The organism is Pseudomonas sp. Soil_N_39, assembly GCF_057655955.1.
This window is the reverse complement of the sequence record NZ_JBDGLI010000024.1, coordinates 42,915-58,304: the sequence shown is the minus strand read 5'-3', so window position 1 is coordinate 58,304 and position 15,390 is coordinate 42,915. Positions and strand designations below refer to the sequence as shown.

Annotated in this window: 13 protein-coding genes; 3 read left to right on the top strand and 10 right to left on the bottom strand. The window is 61.9% G+C overall.

Annotated elements, in window-relative coordinates:
- Window positions 1-26: 26 nt before the first annotated feature.
- On the top strand, window positions 27-1,541 hold the full coding sequence (locus tag AC3A5O_RS26005; RefSeq protein WP_305469454.1) for an AhpA/YtjB family protein: 1,515 nt from the start codon (window positions 27-29) through the stop codon (window positions 1,539-1,541).
- 424 nt (window positions 1,542-1,965) lie between these two features.
- Here AC3A5O_RS26005 and AC3A5O_RS26000 read toward each other — a convergent pair whose 3' ends face one another.
- The 6 genes from AC3A5O_RS26000 to AC3A5O_RS25975 form a co-directional block, all read right to left on the bottom strand.
- Window positions 1,966-2,670, bottom strand: coding sequence for a PqiC family protein (locus AC3A5O_RS26000; RefSeq protein WP_122567324.1), 705 nt, complete (start codon window positions 2,668-2,670; stop codon window positions 1,966-1,968).
- Between the two features lie 179 nt (window positions 2,671-2,849).
- A complete protein-coding gene (gene parC, locus AC3A5O_RS25995; RefSeq protein WP_122567325.1) occupies window positions 2,850-5,114 on the bottom strand; it encodes a DNA topoisomerase IV subunit A in 2,265 nt (754 codons plus the stop codon).
- A 10-nt stretch (window positions 5,115-5,124) separates the two neighbouring features.
- Window positions 5,125-5,643: a retropepsin-like aspartic protease family protein gene (locus AC3A5O_RS25990; RefSeq protein WP_122567326.1), complete on the bottom strand. Its 519-nt coding sequence runs from the start codon at window positions 5,641-5,643 to the stop codon at window positions 5,125-5,127.
- Entirely contained in the window at window positions 5,640-6,626 is a 987-nt protein-coding gene (locus AC3A5O_RS25985; protein WP_305469453.1) for an esterase-like activity of phytase family protein, read from the bottom strand. The genes AC3A5O_RS25990 and AC3A5O_RS25985 overlap by 4 nt, the downstream gene beginning before the upstream one ends.
- A complete protein-coding gene (parE, locus tag AC3A5O_RS25980; protein WP_122567328.1) occupies window positions 6,626-8,530 on the bottom strand; it encodes a DNA topoisomerase IV subunit B in 1,905 nt (634 codons plus the stop codon). Before parE ends, AC3A5O_RS25985 begins: the two co-directional genes overlap by 1 nt.
- 42 nt (window positions 8,531-8,572) lie before the next feature.
- A complete protein-coding gene (locus AC3A5O_RS25975; protein ID WP_305482469.1) occupies window positions 8,573-9,181 on the bottom strand; it encodes a YqiA/YcfP family alpha/beta fold hydrolase in 609 nt (202 codons plus the stop codon).
- Window positions 9,182-10,221: 1,040 nt separating this feature from the next.
- On the opposite strand from AC3A5O_RS25975, the gene AC3A5O_RS25970 reads away from it, so the two are divergent.
- Window positions 10,222-10,578, top strand: a complete 357-nt coding sequence (locus AC3A5O_RS25970) for a DUF6124 family protein (protein WP_305469452.1) — start codon at window positions 10,222-10,224, stop codon at window positions 10,576-10,578.
- A 597-nt stretch (window positions 10,579-11,175) separates the two neighbouring features.
- On the opposite strand, the gene cpdA is transcribed toward AC3A5O_RS25970, so the two are convergent.
- From cpdA to AC3A5O_RS25955, 3 genes are all read right to left on the bottom strand, one after another.
- On the bottom strand, window positions 11,176-11,991 hold the full coding sequence (gene cpdA / locus AC3A5O_RS25965; RefSeq protein WP_487753912.1) for a 3',5'-cyclic-AMP phosphodiesterase: 816 nt from the start codon (window positions 11,989-11,991) through the stop codon (window positions 11,176-11,178).
- A gap of 99 nt (window positions 11,992-12,090) precedes the next feature.
- On the bottom strand, window positions 12,091-12,543 hold the full coding sequence (locus tag AC3A5O_RS25960; RefSeq protein ID WP_024618006.1) for a DUF1249 domain-containing protein: 453 nt from the start codon (window positions 12,541-12,543) through the stop codon (window positions 12,091-12,093).
- Window positions 12,534-13,151 carry an NUDIX domain-containing protein gene (locus tag AC3A5O_RS25955; protein WP_122564969.1) on the bottom strand — a complete coding sequence of 206 codons (618 nt, stop codon included), beginning with the start codon at window positions 13,149-13,151 and terminating at the stop codon, window positions 12,534-12,536. Before AC3A5O_RS25955 ends, AC3A5O_RS25960 begins: the two co-directional genes overlap by 10 nt.
- 214 nt (window positions 13,152-13,365) lie before the next feature.
- Between AC3A5O_RS25955 and AC3A5O_RS25950 the strand changes: the two genes are divergently transcribed.
- Complete coding sequence (locus AC3A5O_RS25950; protein WP_122564970.1) at window positions 13,366-14,112, top strand: DUF3298 domain-containing protein; 747 nt, start codon at window positions 13,366-13,368, stop codon at window positions 14,110-14,112.
- Here AC3A5O_RS25950 and cytX read toward each other — a convergent pair.
- The gene (gene cytX, locus AC3A5O_RS25945) at window positions 14,081-15,373 is read right to left on the bottom strand and encodes a putative hydroxymethylpyrimidine transporter CytX (protein WP_487753911.1); all 1,293 of its coding nucleotides are present in this window, start codon (window positions 15,371-15,373) and stop codon (window positions 14,081-14,083) included. The genes AC3A5O_RS25950 and cytX overlap by 32 nt on opposite strands.
- Between the last annotated feature and the right edge of the window lie 17 nt (window positions 15,374-15,390).

Genomic DNA, 15,390 nt, shown 5'->3' with positions numbered 1-15,390 from the left:
ATTTCACGGACAAAGAGCCGAGCTCAGTGAACCGGCCCACGCCAGTCAAAACCGACAACTTCTTCCTGCTGATCTTCCGTGCGCTGCGTCACCGTCGTGTGCCGATTGCATTGCGCATTGCCAGCCATAACGTAATCCTGGTCGCCCTGGCCTTGGTCATCTATGCCTGCGTGATGGGTTTGCAATTCAAGCAGGCCATGCACGAGCAGGCCGATGCCCTGGGTGAAAGCCTGACCACCCAGACCGCCACGTCCGCCACCGAGCTGCTGGTGTCCAACGACATCCTCAGCCTCAACGTGCTGCTCAACAACCTGACCAAGAACAAGCTGGTGGCCCACGCCGCCATCTACAGCGTGGACAACCGCATCCTCGCCGAGGCCGGGCAGCGTCCCAAGCCTGGCCTGCTGGGTGAGCCCGGCGGTATGTATCAGAGCAAGATCACCTTCCAGGATGTGACCGCCGGGCAACTGCGCATCAGCCTGGACATGGACCAGTTTCAGCAACCGATGACCATCAGCCTGCAAAGCATGGGCATCCTCAGCGCGATCCTGCTGGCGCTGGCACTGGCCTTGAGCCTGCGCCTGGGACGGCACATCTCCACCCCGCTGTTGCAACTGCGCGTCTGGCTGCGGGACATCGACGAACACACGCCGGCCACCCAGCGCCAGGACGAGATCGGCGACCTGGCCCGGCAACTGCACGCCAGCTTCGCGCCGGAACCTGAGCCTTTGCCGGAACCTGAAGAGATTGACTACGCGGACGACGAGGCCGAGCCAGGCTTCGAAGTGCGTAACCTGCGCGACCCGGGCTTTGATGAAAGCCAGCCGATGCCGGCCTCCAAACCGGCGCCACGCCACGTGGTTCGCACGGTAGAAGACGAGGAGGACGACGACGCCTTCGCCGACCTGCGTGACGAGTCGGTCGACGGGATACCTCGACCGGTCGCCAAGCCCGTGGTCTCGAACCTGCCCCAGCACAGCGCCGTACTGGCCGTGCAACTGGGTGCCCAGGATCAACTGCGGCGCCTGCCCCAGGCGCGCCTGAAGGAGTTGCTCGAGCGCTACCGCGATTGCCTCGACCAGGCCGCCTCGCTTTATCAGGGCGAACTGCACACCCTGAACGACGGCAGCACGCTGATGCTGTTCCACACCGAAGACAGCGGCGACGACTACCTGACCAACGCCATTTGCTGCGGTGAGTTGCTGCGCGCCTTGGGCCACCAGTTGCAGATCGAAGTTGCCGACAGCGGCATCACCCTGCAATTGCAATTGGGCCTGACCTTGGGCGATGGCTTGTTCGGCCTGAGCCAGATCGACCTGCTGCTGACCGAAACCGCCCAGGACGCCCTGGCGCTGTCGCAACACAGCCGTAACCTGCTGCTGGTGGAGCGCAAGATCAACGACGACGCCCTGATCCGTCAACGCGCGCGCATCCGCCCCATCGCCAGCCCCGAAGGTGCGTGCTGCGTGGAGCGTTTGATGGAGCCTTATCCATCGATGCTGGAGCGGCAGTTGGCGCGAATGCATGAACGCCAGGCCTGAGTCCAGAGCCTGAAATAACGAAGCCCACCGATGAGTGATTGTCTGTGGGCTTTTTTGTTGCCCGGGCCGGCCTCATCGCGAGCAAGCTCGCTCCCACAAGGGATCCCTGCAAAGCCACAAATCCAGGACATCACCGCACCGGTGGCGAGGGAGCTTGCTCCCGCTGGGCTGCGCAGCAGCCCCAGAACCCTTCAAAACCACTGAACGCCGGACCTGGGGTGGGTGATTGTCTGCGGTTTTTTTTATTGTCTGTGCCGGCCTCATCGCGAGCAAGCTCGCTCCCACACGGGGTCTGCGGCTTGCAGATATCCACTGTGGGAGCGAGCTTGCTCGCGATGAGGCCGGCACAGACACTACAGAACCAACCGGCAGAAACAACAAAGCCCGCATCAACGCGGGCTTCGTTTTGCATCCAGTCCTGGCGTCAGAACCTGAACACTTCCATGTCCGTACGAATCGGCAAGGCCATGGGAATCTTGTCCTTTTCTTTCTCTACCGGTTTGGCCGGGGCAGGCGCGGACTTACGTGGCACTTCAGCGACAGGCGGCTGGTTGGCCAGGGGCTTGAGCGACACGGACAGCTGTTCGGCCAGGCGTTGCAGGAGCACACCCTGGGCCTGGACCTGCGCCGCGGTGGTGCCGGCATGTTGCTCTTGCAGATGAACGATGCGGTTCTCACGCACCTTGCCACGGCGGTCGATCAACCGCCATTGGGCATCGAGCACCGCCGGTTGGGCTTTACCCGAGTCCAGGCGGGTAATCGACAGCAGTACCTGCACATCCGGGGTGAAGCCCTGGGTTGCCGGTGCCAGCACCACGCGTTGGCTGTCCAGGTGTCCGGCGACCTGGCGCAGCAGCAACTGATCGATGTCAGAGGACAGGCTGCCGGCCCAACGGCCGTCAGTGGCGGCTTGCAAACTGCCGTCCGGTTGGCGTTGCAACAAGGTTTCACGCTGCAGGTAGTCAGCGATCAGAACCGGGCCGAGCAATACGGCCATGCCTGTGCTTTGCGCAGGCTGGGCCGGGGTTCCGCTGTCCAGTTGGTACAGCGACACTGGCTGGTTCATGCTGCAGCCCGCCAGGCCAAGCAGGCCGGCGAGCCACAAAATAGGGAGGCGCAGAGCAGTCATCGTTCCGTCCAGGTGGCAGCCACAAGGCTTACCACAGTGAAAAAATACTCGGTCAATATGAAGAACGCTCGGCCACGCCGGCGCTTGAAAGGGCCTATCATCCGTGAATATGCGCGCCGACTCCAGCGCGAAAGCATCGATCCGCGGCATTTAATCGCAGACCGAGCCCTCTAGTACGCCTAATTGAGGTTTTCGACGAGCAGCGCATCGACTCGCTGAAATCCCCTCGGAAGCTTGTTGCCCCGCCGACCGCGTTCACCCTTGTAATGCTCAAGATCGTCTGCCTTCAACGAAAGCGTACGCTTTCCTGCCTGTAGCACAAGCGTGGCGCCTTCCGGTAACACTGCAATATCCGTGACATATTCCTCACGGCTTGCCACCCGTTCGCCGGAAATACCGATGATCTTGTTGCCCTTGCCTTTACCCAGTTGTGGCAGGTCGCTGATCTTGAATACCAGCAACCGGCCTTCGGTGGTAACCGACGCCAGCCAGTTGCTCTCTCGATCGGCAACCGGGCGCGGCGCAATCACCTTGGCGTTGTTCGGCAGGCTCAACAACGCCTTGCCCGCCTTGTTCTTGGCTTGCAGATCCTCACCCTTGACCACGAACCCGTAACCCGCGTCCGATGCAATAACGTACAGCCCATCATCATCAGGCATCAGCACGCATTCAAAAGTTGCACCCGGTGGCGGAGTTAATCGTCCGGTCAGCGGTTCGCCCTGGCCGCGAGCCGATGGAAGGGTATGCGCCGGCACCGAATAACTGCGCCCGGTGGAGTCGACGAACACCGCAAACTGGTTGGAACGCCCGGCCGCCAAGGCCTTGAAGCCGTCCCCGGCCTTGTAGGAAAGCCCCGTCGCGTCAATATCATGACCCTTGGCCGAGCGCACCCAGCCTTTTTCTGACAGCACGACAGTCACTTTCTCGTTCGGCAGCAGATCATGTTCAGTGAGCGCTTTGGCTTCGGCGCGCTCGACGATCGGCGAACGACGGTCGTCGCCGTAGGTTTCGGCGTCCTTGAGCAGTTCGGTGCGCACCAGCTTCTTGAGTTTGGCCTCGCTACCCAGCAAGGCTTGCAGCTTGGCCTGCTCCTTGAGCAACTCATCCTGCTCAGCGCGCAGCTTCATCTCTTCCAACCGCGCCAACTGCCGCAGGCGGGTGTCGAGGATGTAGTCGGCCTGGATTTCGCTCAGGGCGAAACGCTCGATCAGGCTGGCCTTGGGGTGCTCCTCGGTGCGGATGATGTGGATCACTTCATCCAGGTTGAGGTAGGCAATCAGCAAGCCGTCCAACAGGTGCAGGCGGCGCTCGACCTTGTCCAGGCGGAATTGCAGGCGCCGGCGCACGGTCTTGACCCGGAACTCCAGCCACTCCACCAGCAAGGCCCGCAGGTTTTTCAGCTGCGGCTTGCCGTCCAGGCCGATGATGTTGATGTTGACCCGGTAGCTGGACTCCAGGTCGGTGCTGGCGAACAGGTGCTGCATCAGTGCGTCGTGGTCGACCCGACTGTTGACCGGGATGATCACGATGCGGCACGGGTTTTCATGGTCGGACTCGTCGCGCAGGTCGGCCACTTGCGGCGCTTTCGATGGTTTTGCCTGCATCATCGCGGCAATCTGTTCCAAAACCTTGGCCCCGGAGACCTGGTGCGGCAGCGCCGTGACAATGATGTCACCGTCTTCGATGTGGTACACGGCACGCATGCGCACCGAACCGCGGCCGGTCTCGTAGATTTTCAGCAGGTCGGCGCGCGGGGTGATGATTTCGGCTTCGGTCGGATAGTCCGGGCCCTGGATGTGCTCGCAGAGTTGCTCCACCGTGGCTTTCGGCTCGTCCAGCAAGCGCACGCACGCCGTGGCCACTTCCCGCAGGTTGTGGGGCGGCACGTCGGTGGCCATGCCCACGGCAATGCCGGTGGTGCCATTGAGGAGGATATTCGGCAAACGTGCGGGTAAAACCAGGGGTTCGTCGAGGGTGCCGTCGAAGTTCGGCCCCCAGTCCGCGGTGCCCTGGCCCAGTTCGCTGAGCAGCACCTCGGAATAGCGCGACAGCCGCGCCTCGGTGTAACGCATGGCCGCGAAGGATTTGGGATCGTCCGGCGCACCCCAGTTACCCTGCCCGTCCACCAACGTGTAGCGATAGCTGAACGGCTGGGCCATCAGCACCATGGCTTCATAGCAGGCCGAGTCGCCATGGGGGTGGAACTTACCAAGCACGTCACCGACGGTACGCGCCGATTTCTTGTGCTTGGAATCCGCATCCAGCCCCAGCTCACTCATGGCATAGATGATCCGCCGCTGGACCGGCTTCAAACCGTCGCCGATGTGCGGCAAGGCGCGGTCCATGATCACGTACATGGAGTAATTGAGGTAGGCATTTTCGGTGAAGTCAGCCAGCGATCGGCGTTCTACGCCGTCTAAGCTGTCTGCAAGAATGTCGCTCATGCGGGCCTCATCAGTTCGTTGTCTGGCGCAGCAGCATGGTGCCGTCGCGCTGGGTAAATTCAAGTTTGTTCAGGGCGCTCATGCCCAGCAGCACTTGCGTGCCACCCAAGCCTGGCGCCACCAGGGCACGGACATCGCGCAAGACGATGTCACCCAATTGCAGCCGGTCGATGCGGGTACGGTAGCCCTCGCTCAAACCGTTGGCAGTACTCAATGTCACGCCGAAACCTTTTTCCAGCTTGAGGCGCTCGGCCAGCTCCACCGGAATCGCCACGTCGGTGGCACCGGTGTCGAGCATGAAGTCCACCGGCTGGCCGTTGATCTGGCCGCTGGCGACGAAATGCCCCTGTTGATTGCCGACCAGCTTCACCTCGATAAAACCTTCACCTCTTTGCGAGTACACCTGGGTATTGGGGTTTTGCTGGCGCTGCTCCCATTGGGCAAAAAACCGCGTTGCCAGAAACAGCGCCGCGCACCAGGCCAATATCATCAATACCCGGCCGGCGCGCTTGCCCGGCGGCTGACTCATGGCGAGGCGCTCCAACCACTGTCCGGCGCGGCGAAGCGCCAGATGATCGGCCGCGTTTCGCCGTCGGCGCGAGCGCCATCGTTGTTGTCCAGCCCAATCCAGGCGCCCTCAGCGTCCACTACCAACGCTTCGGCCAGGCCATAGGCCTGTGCGTAACGACGGTTATCCTGCAACGCCTCGGCGGCGAACGACCAGCAACGTTCCACCTGGGCGGTCTGCGGGTCACGCCGGCAGATCTGGTAGGCGTTGCGTTCCAGGGTAAACAGCTTGCCATTGAACAATGACAGGTCGGCGAAATCCCGCGAAACCGCCTTGGCCTTGGGGAACTGTGCCGGCTGCATTTCCAGCCCCGCTTCGCTCAGCAACACGCAATTGCCATCGCAGTCCCACACCGTTTGCTGACGCTTGATCAGCAGCAGGCCGCGGCGTTCGCGCTCCGCCGCCAGCCACAATTGATCACCAGCCGGGTTGACCGCCAAGCCTTCGAACAAGGCATTGAAATGCAGCAACATGCCACTGCCCCGGGCCTGACGGATCAATGTTGGGGCGATTTTCAACCAGGACGCAGGCCCCGACGACGGCACCTGCAGCACAGCGGCGTGGGACTCACTGATCACATAACGATTGCCGGCGCTGTCACAGCTGATGCCTTCGAAATCCAACTCACCACCGCGCAAGAACGACGCCGCCCAGGTTCGCGACCTCAAGCCCCAGGGCAAACCGCTGTCCGGCACCTGCGGCACCTCGATTTCAACCACCTCGGCCTGCCAGACCGGCGCCTCGGAGGGCACGAGCCGATAGATCCGGTCGTCGTCACGATCGGACACCATCCACATCTCGCTGCCGCAGAACGCCAGCCCGGACAGGTTGCCACCGCGCATGCCCTCGATGGCATGCTCGGACAGCAGCTTCAGTTCCGGCGCAGGCCCTGCGATTACCACCCCCGCCCACAGCCACAACGCCAGGGCGAAACCGTTGCGCATCAGGCCAGCACCTCGGCCAGGTCCCCTTTGGATTCGAGCCAGGACTTGCGGTCGCCGGCGCGTTTCTTCGCCAGCAACATGTCCATCATTTCCGAGGTCGCTTCGAAATCATCCAGGGTCAACTGCACCAGGCGGCGAGTGTTTGGATCCATGGTGGTTTCACGCAACTGCGGCGGGTTCATCTCGCCCAGACCCTTGAATCGGGTGACCTGCGGCTTGCCGCGTTTCTTCTCGGCCACCAGGCGATCGAGGATGCCGTCGCGCTCGGCTTCGTCCAGGGCGTAGTAGATCTCCTTGCCCAGGTCGATGCGGTACAGCGGCGGCATCGCCACATAGACGTGACCGGCGTCCACCAGCGGGCGGAAATGCTGGACGAACAAGGCGCAGAGCAACGTGGCGATGTGCAGGCCGTCGGAGTCGGCGTCGGCGAGGATGCAGATCTTGCCGTAGCGCAGCTGGCTCATGTCTGCGGCGCCCGGATCGACACCGATGGCCACCGCGATGTTGTGCACTTCCTGGCTGGCCAGAACTTCGCTGCCGTCCACTTCCCAGGTGTTGAGGATCTTGCCCCGCAGCGGCAGGATCGCCTGGAACTCCTTGTCCCGCGCCTGCTTGGCCGAGCCGCCGGCGGAGTCACCTTCCACCAGGAACAGCTCGGAACGCATCGGGTCCTGCCCGGCGCAATCGGCGAGCTTGCCCGGCAAGGCCGGTCCCTGGGTGATGCGCTTGCGCTCGACCTTCTTGCTGGCCTTGAGACGCCGGCCGGCGTTGTTGATCGCCAACTCTGCCAGGGCCAGGCCGGTTTCAGGGTTGGCGTTGAGCCACAGGCTGAACGCGTCCTTGACCACCCCGGAAACAAACGCCGCCGCTTCGCGGGACGATAGGCGCTCCTTGGTCTGGCCGGAGAATTGCGGTTCCTGCATCTTCATCGACAGGACAAAGGCGATGCGTTCCCAAACGTCTTCCGGCGCCAGCTTCACGCCACGGGGCAGCAGGTTGCGGAACTCGCAGAACTCGCGCATGGCATCGAGCAAACCTTGGCGCAGCCCGTTGACGTGGGTGCCGCCCTGGGCCGTGGGGATCAGGTTGACGTAGCTTTCCTGGACGCTTTCGCCGCCTTCGGGCAGCCACAACAGCGCCCAGTCCACCGCCTCCTTGTTACCGGCCAGGCTGCCGCAGAACGGCTCGTCGGGCAGGCGTTCGAAACCGCTGACCGCGTCCACCAAGTAAGAGCGCAGACCGTCTTCGTAATGCCACTCGACTTTCTCGCCGGTGGCCTTGTCCTCGAAGCTGACCAGCAGCCCCGGGCACAACACGGCCTTGGCCTTGAGCACATGCTTGAGGCGGCTGACGGAAAACTTCGGTGAATCGAAATACTTCGGGTCCGGGGCGAAATACACGCTAGTCCCGGTGTTGCGCTTGCCGACGGTGCCCACCACTTCCAGCTCGGTGGCCTTGTAGCCGTCGGCGAAGGTCATCTGGTATTCATTGCCGTCACGCTTGACCCGCACCCGCACCTGGGTCGACAAGGCGTTGACCACGGAAATACCCACCCCGTGCAAACCGCCGGAGAACTGGTAGTTCTTGTTGGAAAACTTGCCGCCGGCGTGGAGCTTGGTGAGGATCAGTTCGACACCCGACACACCCTCTTCAGGGTGAATGTCCACTGGCATGCCGCGGCCGTCATCGCTGACTTCCAGCGAGTGATCGGCGTGCAGGATGACCTGCACCGACTTCGCATGCCCGGCCAAGGCTTCGTCGACACTGTTGTCGATGACTTCCTGGGCGAGGTGGTTCGGCCGACTGGTGTCGGTGTACATGCCGGGGCGCTTGCGCACCGGGTCGAGGCCCGAGAGGACTTCGATGGCGTCTGCGTTATAAGAGCTAGCGCTGGGAGTGGCCATGGGGTCTCGTCGTCAGTGTTCAATGAAAAAGGGGCGATGGGCTCACAGCGACGTGAAGTCGATCGCCTGGTACAAATCGGCGCCAATGCCGGCAAAACTCAACAGCGCCGGCAACTGCTGGGCAAACCCTTGGAAACTGTGGTCGCCGCCGGCCTGGATGCGCAAGGCACAGGCGCGGTAATACTGCTGGGCGTGGCGATAATCCAGCGTTTCGTCACCGGTTTGCAACCATACCTGATACCGCTGCGGATCCCGGGGCGCCGGCACTTCCAGCTCGGCCAGGGCCGTGACGTGGTCGTGGGTCAATTCCCAGGTTTCGTCGGTGTACAAATTCTTCTGCGTGCCCAGGTAGCCGTCGAACATCCGATGTGGGCTGACGGCCGGATTGACCAGCAGGGCCTTGAGGCCGTGGCGCTCGGCCAAGTGAGTCGCATAGTAGCCGCCGAGCGAGCTGCCGACCAGCAGCGGCCGCCCCAGTTGCGCAATCGCCTGCTCCAGCTGACCGATGGCTTCGCGGGGGTGGTGATGCAAGGCGGGCACCTGTAATTGGTCGCTCAGGCCAAGGCGTGCCATCACGTCGACTAGCTGACAGGCTTTGGTCGAGGCTGGGGCGCTGTTGAAGCCGTGGATATAAAGGATCGAACCCGACATTGCCGACTCCCTGGGTGTTGGGCAAAGGCCGGAGTTTACAGGGAGTTTGTGGGGGTTTGGGGGATTTGACCGTCTTGTTGTCGCCGATGATCAGTCAATCACGGTGCCTGTGGGAGCAAAGCTTGCTCGCGATGGCGGCCTTACAGCCGGCCAGGATGTTGTTGACCGGGTACATATCCATTGCTGCGGTAACGGCTGCTTATGGTTCCGCCCTGACGGCGGGTCACTTTCGAAAAGCGCGAAAGTAACCAAAGCGCTTCTGCCCCACCACTCGGCACCTCGCCTAGGCTCGGTGTGCCCTCACTCCGGCATTGCTCCGTGGGCCCGCCGCGAAGGGCCATCCATGGCCCAGCGCGGCTATCCCGGCATCCATGCCGGGATGCCCACTCCACAATGCCTGCGTTCGGCCATCGTGGTTAACGGGGCGCCGAGATCAACGTCCACCCCACCACGAGGCGGCCTGATAGCCGACCTGGCTCTTGCGGGGGGTACACCCATCAGACTTGTTTGAGCTGGACCTGTGGGAGCAAAGCTTGCTCGCGAAGGCGGCGGCACATTCAGCATTGATGCAAGCAGACCCACCGCTATCGCGAGCAAGCTCGGCTCCCACAGGGATCGGCGGTGGACACTGATCGTATAAACGACCAAAAACCTGTGTGGGAGCGAGCTTGCTCGCGATGGCGGCCTGACAGTCGACCAAGGTTTGTGGGAATGGTCGGACACCCCTCCGGGCTGCATTAGATTTTTCCGACGAGCTCTGGCGGTTGCCGGGTGGGAAGGGTTGTCGCTAGTCTTTTCCCGTCGCTGCAAATTCAGCGGCCGGGCCTGGAAACCCGATGAGTAGAAGGCATATCAGCGAATCACGTGAGATACTGCGGCGCTTTGAGCGTTCAGTTCTGCGTTATGGTGGCTGTGCGCGGGAGACTTTCGAGTCTGCCGGGTTTTCCTTCTACCTTGGTTTTCCAGCCCGCGCATAGCTGCCACCCTCTCGCCTGGAAACGGGAGATGGCGGTTCCACTACGCAAAGAAGGATATGCATCATGTTCAAAGCCACACCCAATCCCCCCGAAACCGATCCCTCATCAGCCCACGCCGGGCTCGATCCCCAAAAACTCGATGAAGCCGCCAAGCGAGCCATCGACCATTACCTCGACCCCAAGCCCGTACCCAAGAAGAAACAACCCTCAGGCCCATTGTTCTCTGTCTCGGAGGACGCGGATACCGAAACCCTCCTAGCCAACCTCAGCGAAACCCTGGCCTCCGCCAACGCCATGCTCGGCGACTTGACCTTCGACCTGGAAGGTTCGCGTCGGCATTTCGCCCTGGGAGTCCAGCAGATGATCGAGCTCAGTGAGTTGTTGGCGAACCGGGTGTTGGACATCGTCGATCCGCGCTAACGTCGAGCGGGAGCACTTAGGTGTGTCATTCAACATTGATGTTGCCTGACCCGACGCCTTCGCGAGCAAGCCCGCTCCCACAATCGGATCGGGGGTATAACCGGAGAGCCAGGTCGGCTGTCAGGCCGCCTCGCGAGCAAGCTTTGCTCCCACAGGTCCAGCTCAAACAAGTCTGATGGGTGTACACCCCCGCAAGAGCCAGGTCGGCTATCAGGCCGCCTCGTGGTGGGGTGGACGTTGATCTCGGCGCCCCGTTAACCACGCTGGCCGAACGCAGGCATTGTGGAGTGGGCATCCCGGCATGGATGCCGGGATAGCCGCGCTGGGCCATGGATGGCCCTTCGCGGCGGGCCCACGGAGCAATGCCGGAGTGAGGGCATGCCGAGCCTAGGCGAGGCACCGAGTGGTGGGGCATGAGCGCTTTGGTTACTTTCGCGCTTTTCGAAAGTGACCCGCCGTAAGGGCGGAACCATAAGCAGCCGTTACCGCAGTAATGGATATGTACTCAGTCAGGCCGCCATCGCGAGCAAGCTCGCTCCCACAATTGGATCGCAGTATAGCCGTGAGAAATAGGCCGGCTATCAGGCCGCCTCGTCCTCAGTAACCGTTGGACTCATAGTCCGGGGTAAACGCAAACCCAACCACCCGCTCAACCCCCGTCTCCAACCGCCCATCCGGCAAGAGCCGCAACCACCGATACCCCGGCGCCTGCGAGCCCACCGCAAAATCCTCACTCCCCGGCTCAAACTGAATACAAGTCGAAGGCGAAGCCAACAAACGAACCCCCTCCCGCACCCGATCAACCTCCTGATGCACATGCCCCCACAACACCGCCCGCACCTGGGGAAACCGATCCAACACCGCAAACAACGCCTCCGGATTACGCAACCCGATCGGCTCCATCCACACACACCCAATCGACACTGGATGATGATGCAGACACACCAAATGATGCCGCTCCGGCGCCTCGCTCAAGGCATTGGCCAACAGAATCAACTGCTCCTCAGCCAAAAACCCCGGCACCGAACCTGGAACGGCAGAATCGAGCATCGTCACCCGCCAATTGCCAATGTCCACCACCGGATCGAGCAACGTACTCTTGACCGCCGCCTCAAGCATCACCTGCGGCTCATCATGGTTACCGGGAATCCACCGCGCCGGCGCATCGATTCGCGCAGTCAACTGCCGAAACGCCGCGTAGGATTCCAGCGTCCCGTCCTGGGACAAATCCCCAGTGGCAAGCATCAGGTCAATGTCCGGCTGCTGCTCGAGCACCAAATCAATGACCGCCCGCAAACTGTCACGGGTCTTCATGCCCAGCAACGAGGCATCGGCCTCGGCGAACAAATGGCTATCGGACAGTTGGACCAACAACGCCGCATCGGCCGTTGTCAAGCTGGATACGCTCGGCAAATCGCTTTCTCCCAGGCGCAATCACGCCGTTGCATGAAGCCGCAATTATGCTGGGGGATGATCGAAAGGGGAAACCCGCGAACCGGAACCGGTTCACAACTACCGAACGACTTCGAACTCGTGACCCAGCGCCAGGCAATGACTCAACCACTCGCCCAGGAACAGGTTCAACTGGGCCTTTTCATCCGGCTGGTGCATCGAGGCATTGGGGTAAGGATAGATGCCACGAAAGCGTCGTGCATGTTCGGCGCTGACAACTTCGGCCATGCGCGCGTCGTGATAGACCTGCACTTCCAACTGCGGCACCGGCAACCAGGGCAGGCTGTGCTCCTGACGAACCTGCAAGGTGGTGGTGTAGGGACAGGTCTGCAGCACTTCCAGGGCCAGCACGCCGAGCATCTGGTCGCCGTGGGTCACGGCGATGCGGCGCGGCAACGGGTCGTTGCGCATGTCCGGCAACAAGCGCATCAAGCGGGCGTAGTTGGCCTCGCAGGCGGCCTGCAACCCCACCAGATCGACGCGATAGCGGTCGCGCAGTTTGTTCAGGACCATAGCCCCCTCACTTCATCGCGATTCAAGGCCAGCCATTGCAAGGCAATGATGCTGGCCGCGTTGCAGATACGTCCGTCGCGCACGGCTTGCAAGGCATCCTCAAAAGCCCAGACCTTCACCCGAATGTCCTCGGCTTCCTCCAGAAGGCCATGCAGGCCGCCTGCCCCCGTGCTGTCGCAACGCCCCAAGAACAAATGTACGAACTCATTGCTGCCGCCCGGCGATGGAAAATATTGGGTCATCGGCCAGAGCGCAGCGAAGACAAGCCCAGCTTCCTCCTGCGCCTCGCGATGAGCAACTTCTTCCGGTTGCTCGTCCTTGTCGATCAGCCCGGCCACCAGCTCCACCAGCCAGGGGTTGGTGGTCTTGCCAATGGCGCCCACGCGAAACTGCTCGATCAACACCACTTCATCGCGCTGCGGATCGTAGGGCAGCACACACACCGCGTCATGACGCACGAACAGTTCACGGCTGATCTCACGGCTCATGCCACCGGCAAACAACTCGTGGCGCAGGACGAGGCGGTCGAGCTTATAGAAACCCTTGAAGCACGTTTCACGCTTGACGATGTCCACGGTGTTCGGTGTGGCGTTGGCGAAGTCGGTCATGACAATCCTCGTGTGCAATGGATCAATACGAGGTTCCAACCTCGGCTTCGCGCCATCCTAACGCGCCCGTACCCTTTGATGCAGCCCCTTTCCGGTGATCGGGATGGACGGCTGCGCTGAAAATCACTCTAATGAGCTTAGTGGCGAACTGATTGCCTTGCCGACAGTCGAAGCGGGTAACTTTTTGCCTTTCCGTGTTTCATGAAGGACGCCCATGTCGCTTTTCAAAACCGCCTCCGTGGCTGCCATTGCCCTGACCTTGGGCGCTTGCCAAAGCCTGTTCCAACCCAACTATCGCGCACCGCTGGAGACCACCCGCGACGCGTCGGAACAATTGCAACAAGGTTGCGCCAGCGCCGACTGCCCATTGGTGAACATCGATACTCTGCATTTTCCCACCGAGCCTGCCTTGGACGGCATCGTCGAAAAACGCCTGCTGCAAATGACCCGCACCACGCCGGACGCTCCGGTGGCGCCGACGCTGGCGGCCTATCGCGAGCAGTTCCTGCGCAACGCCGCACCACGCAACAGCAGCTACTTGCAGGCCAAGGTACGCGAGCAACATGACGGCCTGGTGATCATCGAACTGTCCAGCTACCTGGACACCGGCGGTGCCCATGGCACGCCGGGTCGAGGTTTCATCAACTATTCGCGCCAGCAACACAAGGTGCTGACCCTGTCGGACATGCTGCTACCGGGCCAGGAAGAAGCGTTCTGGAAAGCCGCCCAGGTCGCCCACAACAGCTGGCTGATCAGCACCAAGTTGGATCAGGAGCCCGAGTTCCTGAAACAGTGGTCCTTCCAGAAAACCCCACACATCGCGCTGACTTACGGCGGAGTGATCCTCAAGTACGAAGTGAGCACCATCGCGCCGTACGCCTTGGGCCACATCGAACTGAAGATCGCCTATCCGCGCCTCAACGGCATCCTCAAGCCCGAGCTGTTCCCCGGCCGTAGCTGAAAGCCCGGCCCAGCAACAGTTGCAGTAACCCTGCCAGGATCAACGATGGCAGGGTTGCACCGACGTCCGGATAGAAGTTGGCCAGCAGGTGATAAGTACTCACCCCACCCAACCAGGCCAACAGGGCCGGCCAGCGCAACGCGGCTGACACCCCTTGGCTGCTGCGCTTGCGCAGGATGAAGTGATCCACCAGCACCACGCCGAACAGCGGCGCGAACACCGATCCGATCAGCAACAGGAAGTTCTGGTATTGCGCCAACGGTGCAAAGCAGGCGATCAAGGTGCAGATGACGCCAATCGCCAAGGCCAGGTGCTCGACTTTCAGCCCCGACAGCATGCCGCTGGACACCGCCGCCGAGTGAATGTCGGCGAAGGCGTTTTCCGACTCGTCCAGCAGAATCAGCAGCAGCGGAATGCCCAACCCGGCACCGGCCAGGGCCAGCAGCAACGCATTGACTTCACCGCTCGGAGCAAACGCGAGGGTGTAGGCAACGCCCAGGCTCATCAGCCAAAAGTTACCGATGAAGAAACCCAGCGCAGTGCCGCCAAACACATTTTTGGCGCGTTTGCCAAAGCGTGAATAGTTGGCGATCAGCGGCAACCACGACAGCGGCATCGCAATTGCAATATCAAACCCCACCGCCAACGGCATCGAGCCGTCGCCCGCCTGGGCCCACAGCGCCGCCAGGTCAGCCTTGGCGAACAGGTTCCAGGTCAGCCAGATGCAGGCCGCCAGCAGCAGCCAGATGCCCCACTTGCGCAGGACCTTGCGCACGAACGTCAGTGGTCCACTGACCGCGAGCAAGGTCGCCAGGGCGCCGAAGAACAGCGTCCACAGCAACGGGTTCGAACCCAGGCTGCCTTCGCTGAAGGCGCGCGCACCGAGCAGGCTGGCCGCGTCACGCATGACGATGATTTCGAACGAGCCCCAGCCGATCAGTTGCAGCAGGTTCAACACCGCCGGCACGCTCGCGCCCTTGCCGCCGAGGCTGAGCTTGAGGGCGGCCATGGCCGATAGGCCGGTGTCGCTGCCGATCACCCCGACGGCTGCCAGCAGCAGGACGCCCACCAGCGTGCCGAGGAAAATCGCCAGCAGCGAACCACTCAGACCCAGGCCCGGCGCGAGCAAGGCGCCGACCTGCAAGACCATCAGGCCGATGCCGAGGGAGAACCACAGGGAAAACAGGTCGCGGGCGCCGAAGACGCGTTTGTCCAGGGGGACTGCGGCGTCGGGGGAATAGGTGCTGGGTTGGATGTTCAAGAGTTGTTATCTCAGAG

Coding starts and splice junctions, on each gene's coding strand:
- AC3A5O_RS25975 (WP_305482469.1), bottom strand. CDS start 9,181: ATGTCGGGTTCGATCCTTTATATCCACGGCTTCAACAGCGCCCCAGCC.
- AC3A5O_RS25960 (WP_024618006.1), bottom strand. CDS start 12,543: ATGGTCCTGAACAAACTGCGCGACCGCTATCGCGTCGATCTGGTGGGG.
- AC3A5O_RS25990 (WP_122567326.1), bottom strand. CDS start 5,643: ATGAGTCAGCCGCCGGGCAAGCGCGCCGGCCGGGTATTGATGATATTG.
- parE (WP_122567328.1), bottom strand. CDS start 8,530: ATGGCCACTCCCAGCGCTAGCTCTTATAACGCAGACGCCATCGAAGTC.
- AC3A5O_RS26000 (WP_122567324.1), bottom strand. CDS start 2,670: ATGACTGCTCTGCGCCTCCCTATTTTGTGGCTCGCCGGCCTGCTTGGC.
- parC (WP_122567325.1), bottom strand. CDS start 5,114: ATGAGCGACATTCTTGCAGACAGCTTAGACGGCGTAGAACGCCGATCG.
- AC3A5O_RS25955 (WP_122564969.1), bottom strand. CDS start 13,151: ATGACCGACTTCGCCAACGCCACACCGAACACCGTGGACATCGTCAAG.
- AC3A5O_RS25970 (WP_305469452.1), top strand. CDS start 10,222: ATGTTCAAAGCCACACCCAATCCCCCCGAAACCGATCCCTCATCAGCC.
- AC3A5O_RS25950 (WP_122564970.1), top strand. CDS start 13,366: ATGTCGCTTTTCAAAACCGCCTCCGTGGCTGCCATTGCCCTGACCTTG.
- AC3A5O_RS25985 (WP_305469453.1), bottom strand. CDS start 6,626: ATGCGCAACGGTTTCGCCCTGGCGTTGTGGCTGTGGGCGGGGGTGGTA.